Annotated in this window: 15 protein-coding genes; 11 read left to right on the top strand and 4 right to left on the bottom strand. The window is 59.2% G+C overall.

Annotated features, from left to right (window positions below):
* The first annotated feature begins 9 nt into the window (after positions 1–9).
* The 5 genes from QPL98_RS06595 (at position 10) to QPL98_RS06575 (ending at position 4,951) form a co-directional block, all read left to right on the top strand.
* Positions 10–588: a peroxidase-related enzyme gene (locus QPL98_RS06595; RefSeq protein ID WP_199452766.1), complete on the top strand. Its 579-nt coding sequence runs from the start codon at positions 10–12 to the stop codon at positions 586–588.
* A 141-nt stretch (positions 589–729) separates the two neighbouring features.
* Positions 730–2,514 (top strand): CotH kinase family protein, encoded by a 1,785-nt coding sequence (locus QPL98_RS06590; protein WP_303292938.1) that lies wholly within the window; start codon positions 730–732, stop codon positions 2,512–2,514.
* Positions 2,515–2,516: 2 nt separating this feature from the next.
* On the top strand, positions 2,517–3,269 hold the full coding sequence (locus tag QPL98_RS06585; RefSeq protein WP_303292937.1) for a polyphosphate polymerase domain-containing protein: 753 nt from the start codon (positions 2,517–2,519) through the stop codon (positions 3,267–3,269).
* Positions 3,253–3,834: a DUF4956 domain-containing protein gene (locus QPL98_RS06580; protein WP_303292936.1), complete on the top strand. Its 582-nt coding sequence runs from the start codon at positions 3,253–3,255 to the stop codon at positions 3,832–3,834. Before QPL98_RS06585 ends, QPL98_RS06580 begins: the two co-directional genes overlap by 17 nt.
* On the top strand, positions 3,827–4,951 hold the full coding sequence (locus tag QPL98_RS06575; protein WP_303292935.1) for an OprO/OprP family phosphate-selective porin: 1,125 nt from the start codon (positions 3,827–3,829) through the stop codon (positions 4,949–4,951). Before QPL98_RS06580 ends, QPL98_RS06575 begins: the two co-directional genes overlap by 8 nt.
* Here the strand turns inward: QPL98_RS06575 and QPL98_RS06570 are convergent.
* The 3 genes from QPL98_RS06570 to QPL98_RS06560 are packed head-to-tail and all read right to left on the bottom strand — an operon-like array spanning position 4,948 to position 8,482.
* Positions 4,948–6,339 carry a sensor histidine kinase gene (locus QPL98_RS06570; RefSeq protein WP_303292934.1) on the bottom strand — a complete coding sequence of 464 codons (1,392 nt, stop codon included), beginning with the start codon at positions 6,337–6,339 and terminating at the stop codon, positions 4,948–4,950. The two genes, QPL98_RS06575 and QPL98_RS06570, sit on opposite strands and share 4 nt — an antisense overlap.
* Positions 6,336–6,980, bottom strand: a complete 645-nt coding sequence (locus tag QPL98_RS06565; RefSeq protein WP_303292933.1) for a response regulator transcription factor — start codon at positions 6,978–6,980, stop codon at positions 6,336–6,338. The genes QPL98_RS06570 and QPL98_RS06565 overlap by 4 nt, the downstream gene beginning before the upstream one ends.
* A 2-nt stretch (positions 6,981–6,982) precedes the next feature.
* Positions 6,983–8,482: a response regulator gene (locus QPL98_RS06560; RefSeq protein WP_303292932.1), complete on the bottom strand. Its 1,500-nt coding sequence runs from the start codon at positions 8,480–8,482 to the stop codon at positions 6,983–6,985.
* A 195-nt stretch (positions 8,483–8,677) separates the two neighbouring features.
* On the opposite strand from QPL98_RS06560, the gene QPL98_RS06555 reads away from it, so the two are divergent.
* Genes QPL98_RS06555 through QPL98_RS06545 form a run of 3 tightly spaced genes read left to right on the top strand, consistent with a single transcriptional unit; the run spans position 8,678 to position 10,899 of the window.
* Positions 8,678–8,965 (top strand): hypothetical protein, encoded by a 288-nt coding sequence (locus QPL98_RS06555; RefSeq protein ID WP_199452752.1) that lies wholly within the window; start codon positions 8,678–8,680, stop codon positions 8,963–8,965.
* 44 nt (positions 8,966–9,009) lie between these two features.
* A complete protein-coding gene (locus tag QPL98_RS06550; protein ID WP_303292931.1) occupies positions 9,010–10,386 on the top strand; it encodes a lyase family protein in 1,377 nt (458 codons plus the stop codon).
* A gap of 30 nt (positions 10,387–10,416) precedes the next feature.
* A complete protein-coding gene (locus QPL98_RS06545; protein WP_303292930.1) occupies positions 10,417–10,899 on the top strand; it encodes a CDP-archaeol synthase in 483 nt (160 codons plus the stop codon).
* Here QPL98_RS06545 and QPL98_RS06540 read toward each other — a convergent pair.
* Positions 10,896–11,873 (bottom strand): metallophosphoesterase, encoded by a 978-nt coding sequence (locus QPL98_RS06540; protein WP_303292929.1) that lies wholly within the window; start codon positions 11,871–11,873, stop codon positions 10,896–10,898. The two genes, QPL98_RS06545 and QPL98_RS06540, sit on opposite strands and share 4 nt — an antisense overlap.
* Positions 11,874–12,033: 160 nt before the next feature.
* Between QPL98_RS06540 and msrA the strand changes: the two genes are divergently transcribed.
* The 3 genes from msrA (at position 12,034) to QPL98_RS06525 (ending at position 13,977) form a co-directional block, all read left to right on the top strand.
* Positions 12,034–12,684 carry a peptide-methionine (S)-S-oxide reductase MsrA gene (gene msrA / locus QPL98_RS06535; protein WP_303292928.1) on the top strand — a complete coding sequence of 217 codons (651 nt, stop codon included), beginning with the start codon at positions 12,034–12,036 and terminating at the stop codon, positions 12,682–12,684.
* 10 nt (positions 12,685–12,694) lie between these two features.
* A complete protein-coding gene (gene msrB / locus QPL98_RS06530; RefSeq protein ID WP_303292927.1) occupies positions 12,695–13,120 on the top strand; it encodes a peptide-methionine (R)-S-oxide reductase MsrB in 426 nt (141 codons plus the stop codon).
* A 92-nt stretch (positions 13,121–13,212) separates the two neighbouring features.
* The gene (locus tag QPL98_RS06525; RefSeq protein ID WP_303292926.1) at positions 13,213–13,977 is read left to right on the top strand and encodes a 1-acyl-sn-glycerol-3-phosphate acyltransferase; all 765 of its coding nucleotides are present in this window, start codon (positions 13,213–13,215) and stop codon (positions 13,975–13,977) included.
* Positions 13,978–13,981: the final 4 nt, after the last annotated feature.

Raw genomic sequence — 13,981 nt, 5'->3', positions numbered from 1 at the left:
GGACGTACCATGTCAGTACAGAACGAATTGCCCATCAGCCGCTTCCCGGTGCCTGAGCTGGATGCTCTTCCGGAGGATATCCGCAGCCGCATTCTCAAGGTTCAGGAGAAGTCCGGTTTCATCCCCAATGTGTTCCTGGCGTTGGCGCACCGGCCAGCGGAGTTTCGGGCGTTCTTCGATTACCACGATGCCTTGATGGAAAAAGAGAGCAACCTCACCAAGGGGGAGCGTGAAATGATCGTGGTGGCCACCAGCAACCTGAACCAGTGTCAGTATTGCGTGGTGGCCCACGGAGCAATCTTGCGGATCCGGGAAAAGAACCCGCTGGTGGCCGATCAGGTGGCTGTGAATTATCGCAAAGCCGATATCACCGAGCGTCAGAAGGCCATGCTGGATTTTGCCGTGAAGGTTTCCCAATCAGCGTACGAAGTCAACGACAGCGATTTTCAAGCGCTGCACGAGCATGGCTTCACCGATGAGGACGCCTGGGATATTGCCGGCATCGCGGCCTTCTTCGGCCTGTCCAACCGCATGGCCAATGTCACCAGCATGCGCGCAAACCCCGAGTTCTACTCCCTGGGACGATAAACAGCCGGGGCTTCGCCCCGGATTTTCCGGCCTGCCGTCTCCCCTGTAATACCTTCTTACATACTCCTGAACGTCTCCTCGCAATACTCCCTGAAGCCGGTTCGGTTCCGGCAAAGATCAATAATATTCAGGGAGTGGTACATGAAAACAATAACGGCGGAATCCAGAACATTCAGGGGTGGCTATCGTTGGCTGGTGGCCTGCGCGGTATTGATCTTGTTGCAGGGCTGCGGGGGCGGAGGCTCGGACTCTTCTGATCCCTCGGACTTTGATGCCCCGGTTGAGCCGGTGAACGTCGGAGGTGACGGCGATCTATACGCACCGGATCGGGTGCTGGCCGTAGACATCCGCATGCCGGCTGACGAGTTTCGCCAACTCCGCAGCGAGGCCCGAACCCTGGCCAGTACCGATCGAGAGTGTGTGCCGGCATTCGAATACACCGAGTATACGGCCCGGGTAACGATCGATGGCGAATCGATGGACAAGGTCGTCGTTCGCAAAAAAGGCTACATGGGCTCCCTGAGCCCGAGCATTCCCTCTCTCAAGCTGGATTTCAACGACCTGCAGAAAGGCCGGACCTACCAGAATTCCTCCCGGATGACCCTGAACAACAATCGCCAGGATCCTTCCAATGCCAGGCAATGCATGGCGTATGACCAGTTCCGTGAAGCCGGCATTGCGGCGCCGAGATGCAACTACGCCAGGGTAACCGTGAACGGCGAAACACTCGGCGTGTTTACCAATGTCGAGCCTCTTAAAAAGCCTTTCCTGACCCGTGCGTTCGGCAACGATGAGGGCAATCAGTATGAGGCGCAGACTGCCGATTTTGGTACCTGGCTGAGCCAGCGATTCGAGAAGAAGACCAACGAAAAGGAAAACGACCGAAGTGACCTGCAAGCCGTTGCAGAAGCTCTGGCGTTGCCAGATGAGCAGATGCTGAACGTGTTGCCGCAGTTGGTCGATGTGGACCAGTTCATCCGCTTCTGGGCGGTGGAAACCTTGCTCGGCGCCTGGGATTCTGCCACCGGTAATGCCAACAACTTCCATATTTACCGTAACCCGGAGGACGGACTGTTCCATTTCATTCCCTGGGGGGCGGACACAGCTTTTCGCGGGGACCATCCGCTCAAGCCGCTAACCGGTGTTTTCTATCGCAATTTCCGGCTCGCAGATCGTCTGTTCCAGATACCCGAATACCGGGCAGCCTATTATGCGGAGTTGGAGAACCTGTTGGAAACCCAGTGGGATGAGAATGCCTTGACCGACCGCCTGGCGCGCATCCGGCAATTGACCGGAACCACCGAGGAAGCGGCGGCCAGCCTGGAACGCTTTATCATCGGCAACGGCGAGCCGGGCGACGATGATTACCAGCCCGCCCGCAGGGTTGTTCTGGAGCAGGCGATGGCGGCGGAGACGCCGACTGGCGAAGTCTCGCTACTGGCGGATAACGAGCCGGATTGCAGCGCGCCCGCCACGACGGCCTTGACCGGCAACATCACATCCCAGAGTGGAAATGACCGAGGCGCATTCAATTTCACCTTGCCGGACGGGCGCAACGTCAGTGCCAGCCTGACCTACGCCGCCTTTGAAGTGGACAGCCTGGTGTATTCCGTGGACCGGGAAACCAAACCGGCGGTCGTTAGTCTCCTGATGATCGGAGTGGATGCCGGTGACAGCTTCAAACCCTATGTGCTTCAGCTGTTTATTGAATCGTCGGACTACGTACCGGGTAGCCATCGCTTCCATGGCTTTGCCACCAATGCGCTGCTGTTTGAGGTGGATGAGAGCCTGCCCGGAGATGTCCGGACGATTGCTCTGGGAGCTCAAGGGCAGATTACCCTGACCAGTGTTGGCACCGGGGAGCAGGCCGGGGACGTGGCAATCACCCTGGATGCCACCCTGGAGTACGTGGCCGACGTGCCATGAACATGGCAGTTGGTAGCCCGGTGGCGAGATTTGCCGGGCATTCCCTTGAGGCGCAGGCAAGAGCGCTCCTGATGAACCGTGTGGACACCAAGTTCATGATTCCGGCTCATGAGCTCGACCAGTGTCTTCAGGGGCTGGAGCGCGAGTATTCGATGCTTGAGATTGGGGCGGCTCGGCGTTTTACCTACGACACCCTGTATCTGGATACGCCGGACAGCCAGCTGTATCTGGATCATCACAACGGCAAGCTTAATCGTTTCAAGCTGCGGATTCGTCACTACCGGCAAAGCGGAGAGAGCTTTCTTGAAGTCAAGAAGAAGAGCAACCGGCAACGCACCATCAAAACCCGGTTGTCGTTAACCGGAGACGGTCGGGACCCGCACGTCATCAATGATTTCCTTTCCGGGCAATTCGGCCTTCCGGCTGCAGGGATGCGGCCGGCACTTTTTGTCCGGTATGAACGGATGACTTTGCTCCGGCGGGACGGCCATGAGCGGGTGACGGTGGATACCGGGCTCTCCTTCCAGACGCCTGATCGACAGCGTTCCGTTGCGCTCCCGGGTCTTGCCATTTTCGAAATCAAATATGACCGGAAAGCCTCTGGCTCGCCTTTGATGGCGCGTCTGGCCGCGCTCGGATACAGGCCGGTGACTTTCAGCAAGTACTGCGTTGGTCGGGTTTTTCTGGACGGAGACAACCTGAAAACCAATCGATTCAAACCGTTGTTAAGGAGCGTTCATGGAATCTGCAGTTGACCTCCATTTTGTTATCCGGCTGTTGATTAACGCGGCCTCGGTATTGGTATTGATTCGCTGTTATTACCGCTATTCCCGTCACCGGGAGAATGCAGCCTCTTTCATTCTCTTTGGCGTTGGCGTGTTTCTGGTGACGGCGCTGCTGCATTCGGTGACGGTTACGATGGGCTTTGCCTTTGGCCTGTTTGCCGTGTTTTCCATGCTGCGTTATCGCACCGAAGCCCTGGGTATCAAGGAGATGACCTACCTGTTCCTGGTGATCGCCATGGCCCTGCTGGCCGCAGTCGGGACCATGCACCACCTGGAGTTGATCATGCTGAATGGCCTGGTCATCGCCCTGGCGGTTGTGCTCGAAACCCGCATCCTGTTACCGCGACACGGTGAGAAGGAGGTGGAATACGAAAAGATCGAGAACGTGCACCGGCAACAACAGGCAGCCTTGATTGCCGATCTCAGGGAACGCACCGGGCTGGATGTGTTCCGGGTTGATGTGGTGTCTGTCAGCTACCTGAGAGACACCGCGATGCTTCGAATGCACTATCACCTGGAGGTGGGACATGAATGAGCAAGCGGGCAAACTGCTGGCCTTTGCGCTGCTGCCGATGATTGGTTCAGACGCCCTGGCGAGCGATGGCGACGGGGGGGCTCTGGCGGAGGTGAGTGGTTACATCGCGGCCGGTATCGACCACTACGGCGCGTTCCATGATGAGGACGGAGAAGAATCCACGACGCGTGGCGTGTTGCGCAACGCCAAGCTCCAGGTTGAACTGGCGTGGGGCGACGCCTGGGAGGCCGAGATTGACGGCGGCTACGAGATTGAAGGCGACAACAGAGACGCAGAGTTGGGCGATGCCTATGTTCAGTACAACGGCCCTGATCGCCTTGCCGTCCGGCTGGGCCAGTTCAAGGAGCCGTTCGGTATGGAACGGCTGACCAGCTACTCAAGTCTCAGTACAGGTGAGCGCTCAATGGTTACCTCGGCTTTTGCGCCGGGCCGTTCACTGGGGGTTATGGTGGGGCAGTACCGGAAATCCTCAACCTGGGCGCTGGGGTTATTCAGCGATGAGCGTAAACCGGAAGACGGCAGCGCTGTAACTGCCAGGGTCTCCCGTGCTCCCGTCCGCTCGGAGGATCAGGTACTCCATCTCGGTGCAGCAGCATCCTGGCGCCAGCATCGTGAGGAGGAATTCCAGATCAAGGATGAGGCCGAGGTGTTCAGCGCTGACAACGTGGTTCGCAGTCCCCGCTTTGAGGCCCGTGAAAGCAGGCTTGCGGGCGTGGAGGCCGGTTGGCAGTTTCATCGGTTGACCGTGACAGCAGAAGTCATGGCTCAGGAGGTGCGTCGTAAAGGCGGAGAATGGTGGCGGTTTACCGGGGGCTATGTCCAGGCCGGCCTGCTGTTGACCGACGACCAGCGCCCTTACGAACGGGGCGAGTTCAAACGCATCAAACCAAAGAGTAACGGCGGCGCCTTGGAACTGGTGGCGCGTTACAGTGCCGTTGACCTGAGGGATCGAAACATCGGGGCGGAAGCCAGCGTGACCACCGTGGGCCTGAATTACTATCTGGGTAAAGACATTCAGCTTCGGTTGAATTACCTGATGCCGGAGATCAGCGGTAATCGTCTGTCGCCGGATCCCGAGGGTAATGCCGCGACGCTGCGGCTGGTTTACCGGTTTTAATTGGGGGGGCGAGGGCTTTTGTTGGGCCCATCGATATGCCGGGGTAACTCCAGTATCACCTCGGTCCATTGCCCGGGTTCGCTGGCAATTTTCATGGTGCCACGATGATGCCGCATGATGGTGTGGCAGATACTCAACCCCAGCCCCAGGTTATCCGGCGTCTCGCTGGTGGAGAAAAACGGGTCAGTCAGTCGCTGCAGGTTACTGGAGTCGATGCCTTTGCCATTATCCCGGACGGTAATGCTGGTCACGGCTGCGGTGGAGGCAGCGGTAATCCGGATTTGCGGTCGTGCAGGGCTAGCAGCACGGATGGCTGACGATGCATTCATCAGGAGGTTGACGAACACCTGAATCAGCGGTGACGGAAAGCAGGCGACCGAGAGGCCAGCGGGGATCTGGGTGGTGACTGCGGTGCCCTGCAGCTGGTGCCGGCAAAATCGCAGGGCCGTTTGCACCAGCTTGTCGAGATCTACAGCCTCCGGGCCATGATCCGGTGCCGGGCGGGAGAATTCGATCAGGTCCGACACGATCTCGGCAATCCGGTGTTGATGGGTTGCGGCATCGTCCAGTGCCTCGGCCACGTCCGGATTCCGGTTGATCGCCGCGGAAAAGTCCACTGCCTGTATGGCGCAATTGAGCGGGTTGGTGATCTCGTGCAGCAGACCCTTGGCCATGTGGCTCAGGGCCTGGTGTTTCTGCTCCTGGGCCAGTTTGTCCTCGGTGGCCTCCAGTGTCTGCAAGGCGCGGGAGAGCTGCCGGTTCCGGTCTCTGAGCAGAAACTGCAGGGCCAGCAGGTTGCGCAGGAACTTGGAGAAAAACCATGCCGATAACGGCGAAACCACCAGGCACATCAGAATCAGCCAGTTGGTGATTACGCCGATAAGCACGGTGACAACCTGATCGGCCGGGACCGAGAGGACCGTGGCCAGCACCAAAAGGATCAGGTTGGCCGCCATAATGATGCTGGTGTGCTTCAGCGAGAGGGTGATGATGCCGACCGAGCTGATAAAAAAGAACAGCCCCACCACAGGGGCGATGGCGGCGCCGGCACCGATATAGCCGAGGTAGCTGAACGTCGCCATGTTGATGAATACGAGATAGACAACCAGCGGTGCCGCTCGCCGCAACCGGGTGAAGCGATGAGCCAGAATGAGTGCTGTCAGTACCCCGGTGTAGAGCAGGTAACCGGCAAACACCTGGGACGTAGCCGAGTGCGTGATCTGTCCGGCCAGGAAAAGCAGGGTGCCAATAAACGCGATGATCAGGTAAACATCGGCGAACAGCGGAAGCACGCGGTAACGGTATTGGGTGCGGGAAAAACGCTCAAACCGCCGTTGACGATCAGCGGGCAGCTGTTTGATCTGCTCGATGCCGGAAAGCAGGTTCATGGTAACGCCTGTTGGTGATGTCTTTGCATAAACAGAATCAGCTCCGGCAGGCGCTCAAAGCCAAGCTTGACGAAAATCCGGTCCTTGTAGGAATGCACCGTTTTACAGGACACGCCCAGTTCCTCGGCGATGTCACGAACGGCTACCCGTTGCGACATCAGCCTTGCCACCTCCCGTTCGCGGCCGGACAGTGCCTGGTAGGCGTTCAGGGTTTCATCGGCCCGATCTCGTGTCGATTGCCAGTTGCCAAGGTATACCTGCCCACTGCGAATGTAGAACAGGGTTTTGATCAGTTCCTGGATCGACTGCTGTTTTGAGACCACTGCCTTGATGCCGGATTCCAGATAAATCGCCATGCGGGCGCTGTTTACCGGAGTGTCTGAGATCAACAGCACCGAGAGTGCCGGGTGCAGGCTGAGGGCATTTTCAGCAATGGTGAGCCCGTCATTGTCTTTCAGGTTCTCCTCAATCAAGAGCACGCCGGGCCTGACGCCGGGTAGGCGTTGCAAAGTCTCAACGCCGGTTTCGGATTCGCCCACTAATTCAATGTCTTCATGGTGAAGAATCTGGAACAGCAGGCTGTCTCGGAAAAGGCGGTGGCTGACGGTCGCGAACAGCCGGAGTCTGCGCTGAGGGTTCACGGTCAGTCACCCGATGCTGGAAGCACTGGCAGGGTAATGGCCAGATGCAGGCACTGGCCATCTGCCTTGGTACTGACGTCCCCGCCCAGTAGGCTGGCGGTTACGAACAGCATCAAAAGTGCCGCCTGTTGTTCAAGAAGCGGGCCGGAGAGCCGCGTGAGCGGAGCCAGTAGATGGCTGTAGATGCGTAGCGGTTGTTCCGGGGCTACGTGAAGCTGATCGCGGCTCTCGGTTAGCACCAGGTGGCTCCAGTCAAGACCGGAGCTGACAAGCAGGGTGTTGAGGGCTTGCCCCAGTAATTCTGCCGGCGAGCAGGGGGGAGACGATGTGGCCCGTTCCTGGGGCGGGGTCCCGCTGAACAGTGATGCAATCCGGCTCTGACCGGGGCCTGCCGGGACGATGTTTTCCAGCCGACTGAGTTCCTGCCGCACACGGTCGCAGAACCGCCGGACAAGCTCCTGTTCCAGATGCATATCCTGGCTGGCCCTGAGGTGTGCTTTCGCCGCAGGCAGGTGGTCAATGCTGGCGACGGTATCCAGAAAAGCGTTCAGCGTGGTGTCGGGAATCTGTGGCCCCAGAATGGGGCGCAAATGGTCCAGGAGCCTGCCGTGGCGCTGCAGGCGCAGCTGGGCAAAGCGTTTCCGGGTTTCGCAGCGAGTGTTGTCCAGGGCCGACGCCAGCTCACGGTGGCGAGCGATGGCCTCCCGGAACAGTGGTAGCAGGGTTTGTGCTTGCCAGGGTTTTTTCTGGTAGCGAAAGATCCGGCCTTCATTCACGGCATTGAGGGCAACATCCACCTCGCCCCAGGCGGAAGTCAGAATCCGGATAATGGCCGGATGAGACTGACGCAGCTCATCCAGCAGCTCTTTGCCCTGCATGCCCGGCATCCGCTGGTCGGTCATCACCGCTGCAATGGGGGCGCCTGGCGTTCGCAGATGTTCCAGTGCCGCTTCCGCACTGTCTGCGGACAGGAGTGTGAACTCATCCTGCAGGTGTTCCAGCTGACGGATCAGATATTTTGTGGCGGCAGGTTCGTCATCGACAATGAGCACGACGGGGCGCTGCCCGTCAGTGTTTGGGAGCGATGGCTGGTGTTCGGTCTGGCCGCGCAGCTCCGGGCCTGTCAGGGCCGCCGCCATAAGGTGTGATCGGATAAGGTCAGGGTCCAGGGGCTGCTCGAAGCAACGATCGATTACCTGGGTGTCCAGCAGCGCCACCAGTTCGCTCAGGATAACGCGCTCGGTTATCAACACCCGGAGCACGGCGGGATATTGTGTTCTGGCCTTGGTCAGCAGACTGGAGTTTATTGCGGTTGATGCTTCGCATCCGGCTATCACCAGCGCTGCGGGCGGGGCTTCAGCGGCCGCTATGTACTCAAGCACTGCCTCATCTGAGTTGAAGACGTGTATCGAGAAGTCCTGTTCGAACAAGGCCTCGAACGTCTGCTTTGCCTCTTCGCTGTGGTAGCGCAGTAAAACGGTGGGTGAGTGGAAGTGCCCCATGTTTCCGGTCGTTCCTTGATATCGAATCGGCTGGACAGGTTATCAGGCGGGCGTCAGTCGTTTTGTAGGAATTTCCTACAAATGCAGGTTGTGGCGCCGAGAATGTTCGTTTCTGTGATGACTTTGGCAATTGCCAGAGCCCACTGTCTGAGAGCGACTACACTTAACGCTGAGTGCTTTCAGGAGGTAAATGTCATGACCACTCAAGACAGTCATCTCACCAACCACGAAGTCACCATCTGCCTTGCCGGCGGCGCCGTGCTGGGGCCGTTCAATGCCACCTGGAGCCAGGACGCCGGCGGTGATGTGAGGGAGCTGGTGCGCCAGTACGATGCCTTTCTGCAGGGCGAGAAGCAGAGCCGCTTCAAGTTTCATCTGCACGATACCTACACCAATACCGTGCACACGCTGATTCTGAACTTTGAGCAGGTGACCGGCATCTGCGACCATGTCCGCCTGAAATCCCATGGCAACGGCACGTGAGGGCCGCTGTGGGAAGCCATCGAGCGTGACATAAGGAGGATGTGATGACCGAGTTCAGAACTGAAAAAGACAGCCTGGGTGAGGTCCGGGTACCGGCAAACGCGCTCTGGGGCGCGCAGACCCAGCGTGCGGTGGACAATTTTCCGGTCAGCGGGCAGCCGATGCCGCCCGAATTCATTGCCTCTGTGGTTCAGGTCAAACGCGCGGCGGCCCAGGCCAACGCGTCACTGGGCTTGCTGGAGCCGCAACTGCGTGATGCCATTTGTGACGCCTGCGGCCGGTTGCTGAAAGGAGAGCATGCGGATCAGTTTCCGGTGGACCGGTACCAGACCGGCTCCGGCACCAGCACCAACATGAACGTGAACGAGGTGATCGCGGCTCTGGCCCGCAAGCAGGGCGTGGAGGTTAATCCCAACGACCACGTCAACATGAGCCAGAGTTCCAACGATGTGATCCCTACGGCTATTCATGTCAGTGCCGTGTTGGCGGTAAAAGCCCGACTGCTGCCGGCGTTGTCGCACCTTCGAGGGGTGATTTACGGCCGGGAGGCGGAACTGTCCGGGCAGGTGAAGACCGGGCGCACCCATCTGATGGATGCCATGCCGGTGACGCTCGGCCAGGAACTCAGAACCTGGCGGGAGCAGATCGCGGCAACCGAGCTGCGCCTTGAGCGGGCCATGGAGGATCTGGCGGCATTACCCCAGGGCGGCACCGCCGTTGGCACCGGGGTGAATGCGGCCTCGGAGTTTGCTGGCCAGTTTGTGAAGTTTCTGAAGCACAATACCGGCCACCCATTCCGGTCGCTGGAGCACAAGTTTGTGGGCCAGAGCGCGGTTGATGCGCCTGTGGCATTGTCTGCCCAGTTCCGTGGTGTTGCCGTGGTGCTCACCAAAATCGCCAATGATCTGCGCTGGATGAACAGTGGCCCGATCCATGGTCTGGCGGAAATCAGCCTGCCGGCCTTGCAGCCGGGCAGCAGCATCATGCCCGGCAAGGTTAACCCGGTGATTCCGGAATCGGTGGCGATGGTCAGTGCCCAGGTGACGGGGCTGGATGCGGCCGTCACCATGGCGGGGCAGTCCGGCAACTTCCAGTTGAACGTGATGCTGCCACTGGTGGGGGCGAACTTGCTGGATATGTGCGGGTTGCTGGCCAATGCTGCGAACCTGCTGGCGGACAAGGCCCTGCAAGGGTTCACCGTCAATACCGAAAACCTGAACGCGGGGGTGGGTCGCAACCCGGTTCTGGTGACGGCGTTGAACCCGGAAATCGGCTACGCCCTGGCTGCGGATATTGCCAAAGAGGCTTACCGTAGCGGGCGCCCGGTTATCGACGTTGCCGAAGAGCGGAGCGGATTGAGCCGCAAACGGCTTGAAGAACTGATGGACCCGCTCAAGCTGACCCGGGGCGGACTGACCTGATCTGGCCGGCGGTAAACAGGGGTAAACAGAGTGCTGCTGTCGCTTGAGTTGTTTGTCATGCTGGTGCTGGCCAACGGATCTCCGGTGGTTGTGGCGCGGTTGTTCCATCAGCACGGCAACTGGCCCATCGATGGTGGCCGGTTATGGCGCGATGGCCGACCGCTGCTGGGGCCCAGCAAAACCTGGCGTGGTCTGGTATCCGGGGTTCTGACCTGCGCTCTGTTCGCCCTGTGGGTGGGCCTGGGCTGGCTGTTCGGGGCGCTGTTTGCGTTCTTGTCGCTGTGGGGCGATATGCTCAGCAGTTTCACCAAGCGCCGTATGGGTTTGGCTTCCAGCGCCCGGGCGGTCTGGTTGGATCAGCTGCCCGAGGCGCTGCTACCCATGGTGCTGGCCTGGTACTGGCTGGCGCTGCCATTGTGGGAAGCTATGGCGATTGCACTTCTATTCGCACTGTCCAATATGTTGTTCTCACCGTTGTTTTACCGCCTGGGTATTCGTAAACAGCCGCACTAGCCGGCGGGTCCGCGGGTGAGGGTGTGAATAGTCACTTCAGGAGGGCAGTTCAGGCGCACATTCAAGACCGAAGTGCCAGCTCCGGGTGAGGTGTAACCCTGCATGCCGTTCACCTGCCAGAGCCCGCGGCCAAGGCGCCTCGGGCAATCGGAGTCGAGCGTCAGCGGGATGCCGCCAGGCAGGCAGAGCTGCCCGCCGTGGGTATGGCCGCAGAGGAACAGGTCGTAACCGGCATGGGCGGCTTCCCGCCAGATCTCCGGCGTGTGGCTGAGCAACAGGCTGATCCCCCCTGCGGGTATGTCGTCGCCGGCCCGGTGCAGGTTGTGAACCTTGTAATAATGGGCATCGTCCACGCCAGCCAGGTACAGGCGGCTGTCGCCCCGCTCCAGCGGTACCATTTCATTCATCAGCAGCCGATAGCCCATGTCTTCAAGAGCCGGCACCATGCGCACACTGTCGTGGTTGCCAAGGACAGCATAGGCATCGCCGTAAATGGCTTTGCGCAGTCTGGCCATGCCGTCCAGAGCATCGTCTATGGGGCCCCAGGTGCGCTGCCGGTAATCGCCGGTCAGCACGCACAGATCGTAATCCAGCGGCGCGATTTGCCGTATAACTGCCTGAAGGTTGGCTTCGTCCATATCGACATGCAGGTCGGTCAGGTGAAGAATGCGGAAGCCCTCAAAAGCAGAGGGGAGATCGGGCAACACGAAGGTATTGTGTTCGGTGGTCAGTTTCAGGCTGTTGGCCTGAGCCCGGCGTAGCAGGCCGACAGCCTGCAGGCAGAAACGAATCAGCCCCGGAGCGTTGGTCAGGTTTTCCAGGTGGAACGAGCGCTTGTCCCTTCCGAATACCCGGGCTTCGGTCTCCTGCTCAATGCCGAGGCGTTGACGGGCATGAACGGGCCCGAGCCTCAGGCTCAAGCGGTAGTGGAGCAGCTCATCCTGATCTTCCGTTACGCGAACCCTTGCGGTCATGCTGTTATCCCTGATGCCGAGCGGAACCTTATCTGTGGTTCCTGTCTTAATTATGGTTGTTGCCTTGGGTAGTGCAAATTACAGGTGCTGATTTGGCTTTTCAGTCTTGAGACGCCACAATCAGTGATCATTCGACGATGTACAGTGTACGGAGTGCCCCATGACCGACGCATGCAATCTGCCCGGCCTGAGTGTTCCCAGGAGTCGTTTTCCAGACCCTGAACAGGATCTGTCTGAAGCCGCCGGTGAGTCCCGGCTTGTGCTGGCGGGGGGCTGTTTCTGGTGTGTGGAAGCGGTATTTCTGGCGGTTGACGGTGTTCAACGTGTGACTTCCGGTTATGCTGGCGGTGAGGCCAGTACCGCGAACTACGAGGCGGTCTGTACCGGGAAAACCGGGCATGCCGAAGTCATCGAAGTGCATTACGATCCGGCACGGGTCAGCTTCGGCCAACTGCTGAAGCTGTTCTTCTCGGTGGCCCACGATCCGACCCAGCTCAACCGACAGGGTAACGATGTCGGCAGCCAGTATCGCTCCGCAATTTTCTATGAGACCCCAGAGCAGCGCGACGTTGCCGAGGCGTATATCCGCCAGCTGGATGCCGCCAGCGTGTATCCGGATCGCATCGTGACCACCCTGGAGCCCCTGGAAGCCTTTTATCCGGCTGAGGAGCACCACCAGAACTTTGCCGCCCGTAATCCCTGGCAACCATACATCATGGCGGTAGCGGCACCGAAGATGGAAAAACTGGCCAACACCTGGCCCGAACAGCTGAAGCCCGAATTCAGCAAAGACGACCCGGGCCAGGCCTGAGGAGGCACCCATGACTGTATCTGCAGCAGGCTATGACCTGACGCCGTTAACCCGGGCAGAAGTGGAAGCCCGGGCTGAGCATCTTTCTGAGGAAGAACGCCGGGTGCTGCTCGATCACGGCACCGAGCGTCCCTTCTGTGGCACCTTGCTGGATAACAAAAAGTCCGGCACCTATCACTGCCGGTTATGTGATCTGCCGCTGTTCAGCTCCGACTCCAAGTTTGATTCCGGCACTGGCTGGCCAAGTTTTTTCCAGCCCTTCGACCCGGAGCATATCCGGTACCTGGAGGACTCCAGTCTTGGTATGACCCGTATCGAAATTCGTTGTCCCCGTTGCGACAGCCACCTGGGCCATGTGTTCCCTGATGGGCCGCCGCCTACCGGGCAGCGTTATTGTCTGAACTCCATTGCAATGGTGTTCTCTGAATCGAACTAGAGTCTGAATATCGCGAGCTCTTTGTTGCGGCTATAATGCGCCTTTCTTTTTAGGGCCGACCATCTGAAATCGGCTCTGGTGAAAGGTGATCGATGGTCAGACTGAAATTAAACCCGCTCACTGAATCGGCTACCCTGCTCCGACGTGCCGGCGTCGTGATTGGCTCCGTGGGGCTGACGGCGCTGTATTCGCTCTTGATCCTGTTGCGGGCGCTTTTCGGACGCCTGAACCGGCCGATTGTCGACAAATATTGCCGGGAATGGTCGGCGGCGTTGTTGCGGCTGGTTCGGGCGAGCCTGGTTGTTCGCGGAGAAGTGCCGGACTTCAACGATGGCCGGCGCTACATCATCATGAGCACCCATGCCAGCCACTACGACATCCCGGTCAGTTTCGTGTCGCTGCCAGGTTCAATCCGCATGCTCGCCAAAAAGGAGCTGTTCAGCATTCCTCTGCTGGGGCAGGCCATGAGGGCGGCCGAGTTTCCATCTATTGACCGTTCCCGTCGAAACCGGGCGGTGAAGGATCTCGAGAAAGCCCGTCAGATGATGGAAAGTGGCATTGTGTTGTGGGCAGCCCCGGAAGGCACCCGCTCGCCGGATGGTCAGCTGTTACCGTTCAAGAAGGGATGCTTTCACCTGGCTCTGGATACCCAGGCTGTGATTGTGCCGGTGGCGATTCGGGGGATTCATCGGGTGCTGCCTGCGCGCACCTGGCAAATTAACCTGGGACAGCCGGTGGACGTGCGCGTGGGCACTCCCATCGACACGGCAGGAAAAAGCAAGGACGACATCGCGGAGATTATGGCGGGCGTGCGTAAGAACCTGGAGGAATTACTGGGCAACGGCGAGGCAGAATAAGCTG

The organism is Marinobacter sp. ST-43 (assembly GCF_030541085.1).
Taxonomy (GTDB): domain Bacteria; phylum Pseudomonadota; class Gammaproteobacteria; order Pseudomonadales; family Oleiphilaceae; genus Marinobacter; species Marinobacter nauticus.
Note: the sequence above shows the minus strand (reverse complement) of the source record. Positions and strands in the feature narration are given on the sequence as shown.

Bases quoted from the DNA above. Each gene is read 5' to 3' on its own strand.
- QPL98_RS06595 (WP_199452766.1), top strand. From the start codon at position 10: ATGTCAGTACAGAACGAATTGCCCATCAGCCGCTTCCCGGTGCCTGAG.
- QPL98_RS06585 (WP_303292937.1), top strand. From the start codon at position 2,517: ATGGCAGTTGGTAGCCCGGTGGCGAGATTTGCCGGGCATTCCCTTGAG.
- QPL98_RS06550 (WP_303292931.1), top strand. From the start codon at position 9,010: ATGACCGAGTTCAGAACTGAAAAAGACAGCCTGGGTGAGGTCCGGGTA.
- QPL98_RS06540 (WP_303292929.1), bottom strand. From the start codon at position 11,873: ATGACCGCAAGGGTTCGCGTAACGGAAGATCAGGATGAGCTGCTCCAC.
- QPL98_RS06575 (WP_303292935.1), top strand. From the start codon at position 3,827: ATGAATGAGCAAGCGGGCAAACTGCTGGCCTTTGCGCTGCTGCCGATG.
- QPL98_RS06580 (WP_303292936.1), top strand. From the start codon at position 3,253: ATGGAATCTGCAGTTGACCTCCATTTTGTTATCCGGCTGTTGATTAAC.
- QPL98_RS06555 (WP_199452752.1), top strand. From the start codon at position 8,678: ATGACCACTCAAGACAGTCATCTCACCAACCACGAAGTCACCATCTGC.
- QPL98_RS06525 (WP_303292926.1), top strand. From the start codon at position 13,213: ATGGTCAGACTGAAATTAAACCCGCTCACTGAATCGGCTACCCTGCTC.
- QPL98_RS06560 (WP_303292932.1), bottom strand. From the start codon at position 8,482: ATGGGGCACTTCCACTCACCCACCGTTTTACTGCGCTACCACAGCGAA.
- msrB (WP_303292927.1), top strand. From the start codon at position 12,695: ATGACTGTATCTGCAGCAGGCTATGACCTGACGCCGTTAACCCGGGCA.
- msrA (WP_303292928.1), top strand. From the start codon at position 12,034: ATGACCGACGCATGCAATCTGCCCGGCCTGAGTGTTCCCAGGAGTCGT.
- QPL98_RS06590 (WP_303292938.1), top strand. From the start codon at position 730: ATGAAAACAATAACGGCGGAATCCAGAACATTCAGGGGTGGCTATCGT.
- QPL98_RS06570 (WP_303292934.1), bottom strand. From the start codon at position 6,339: ATGAACCTGCTTTCCGGCATCGAGCAGATCAAACAGCTGCCCGCTGAT.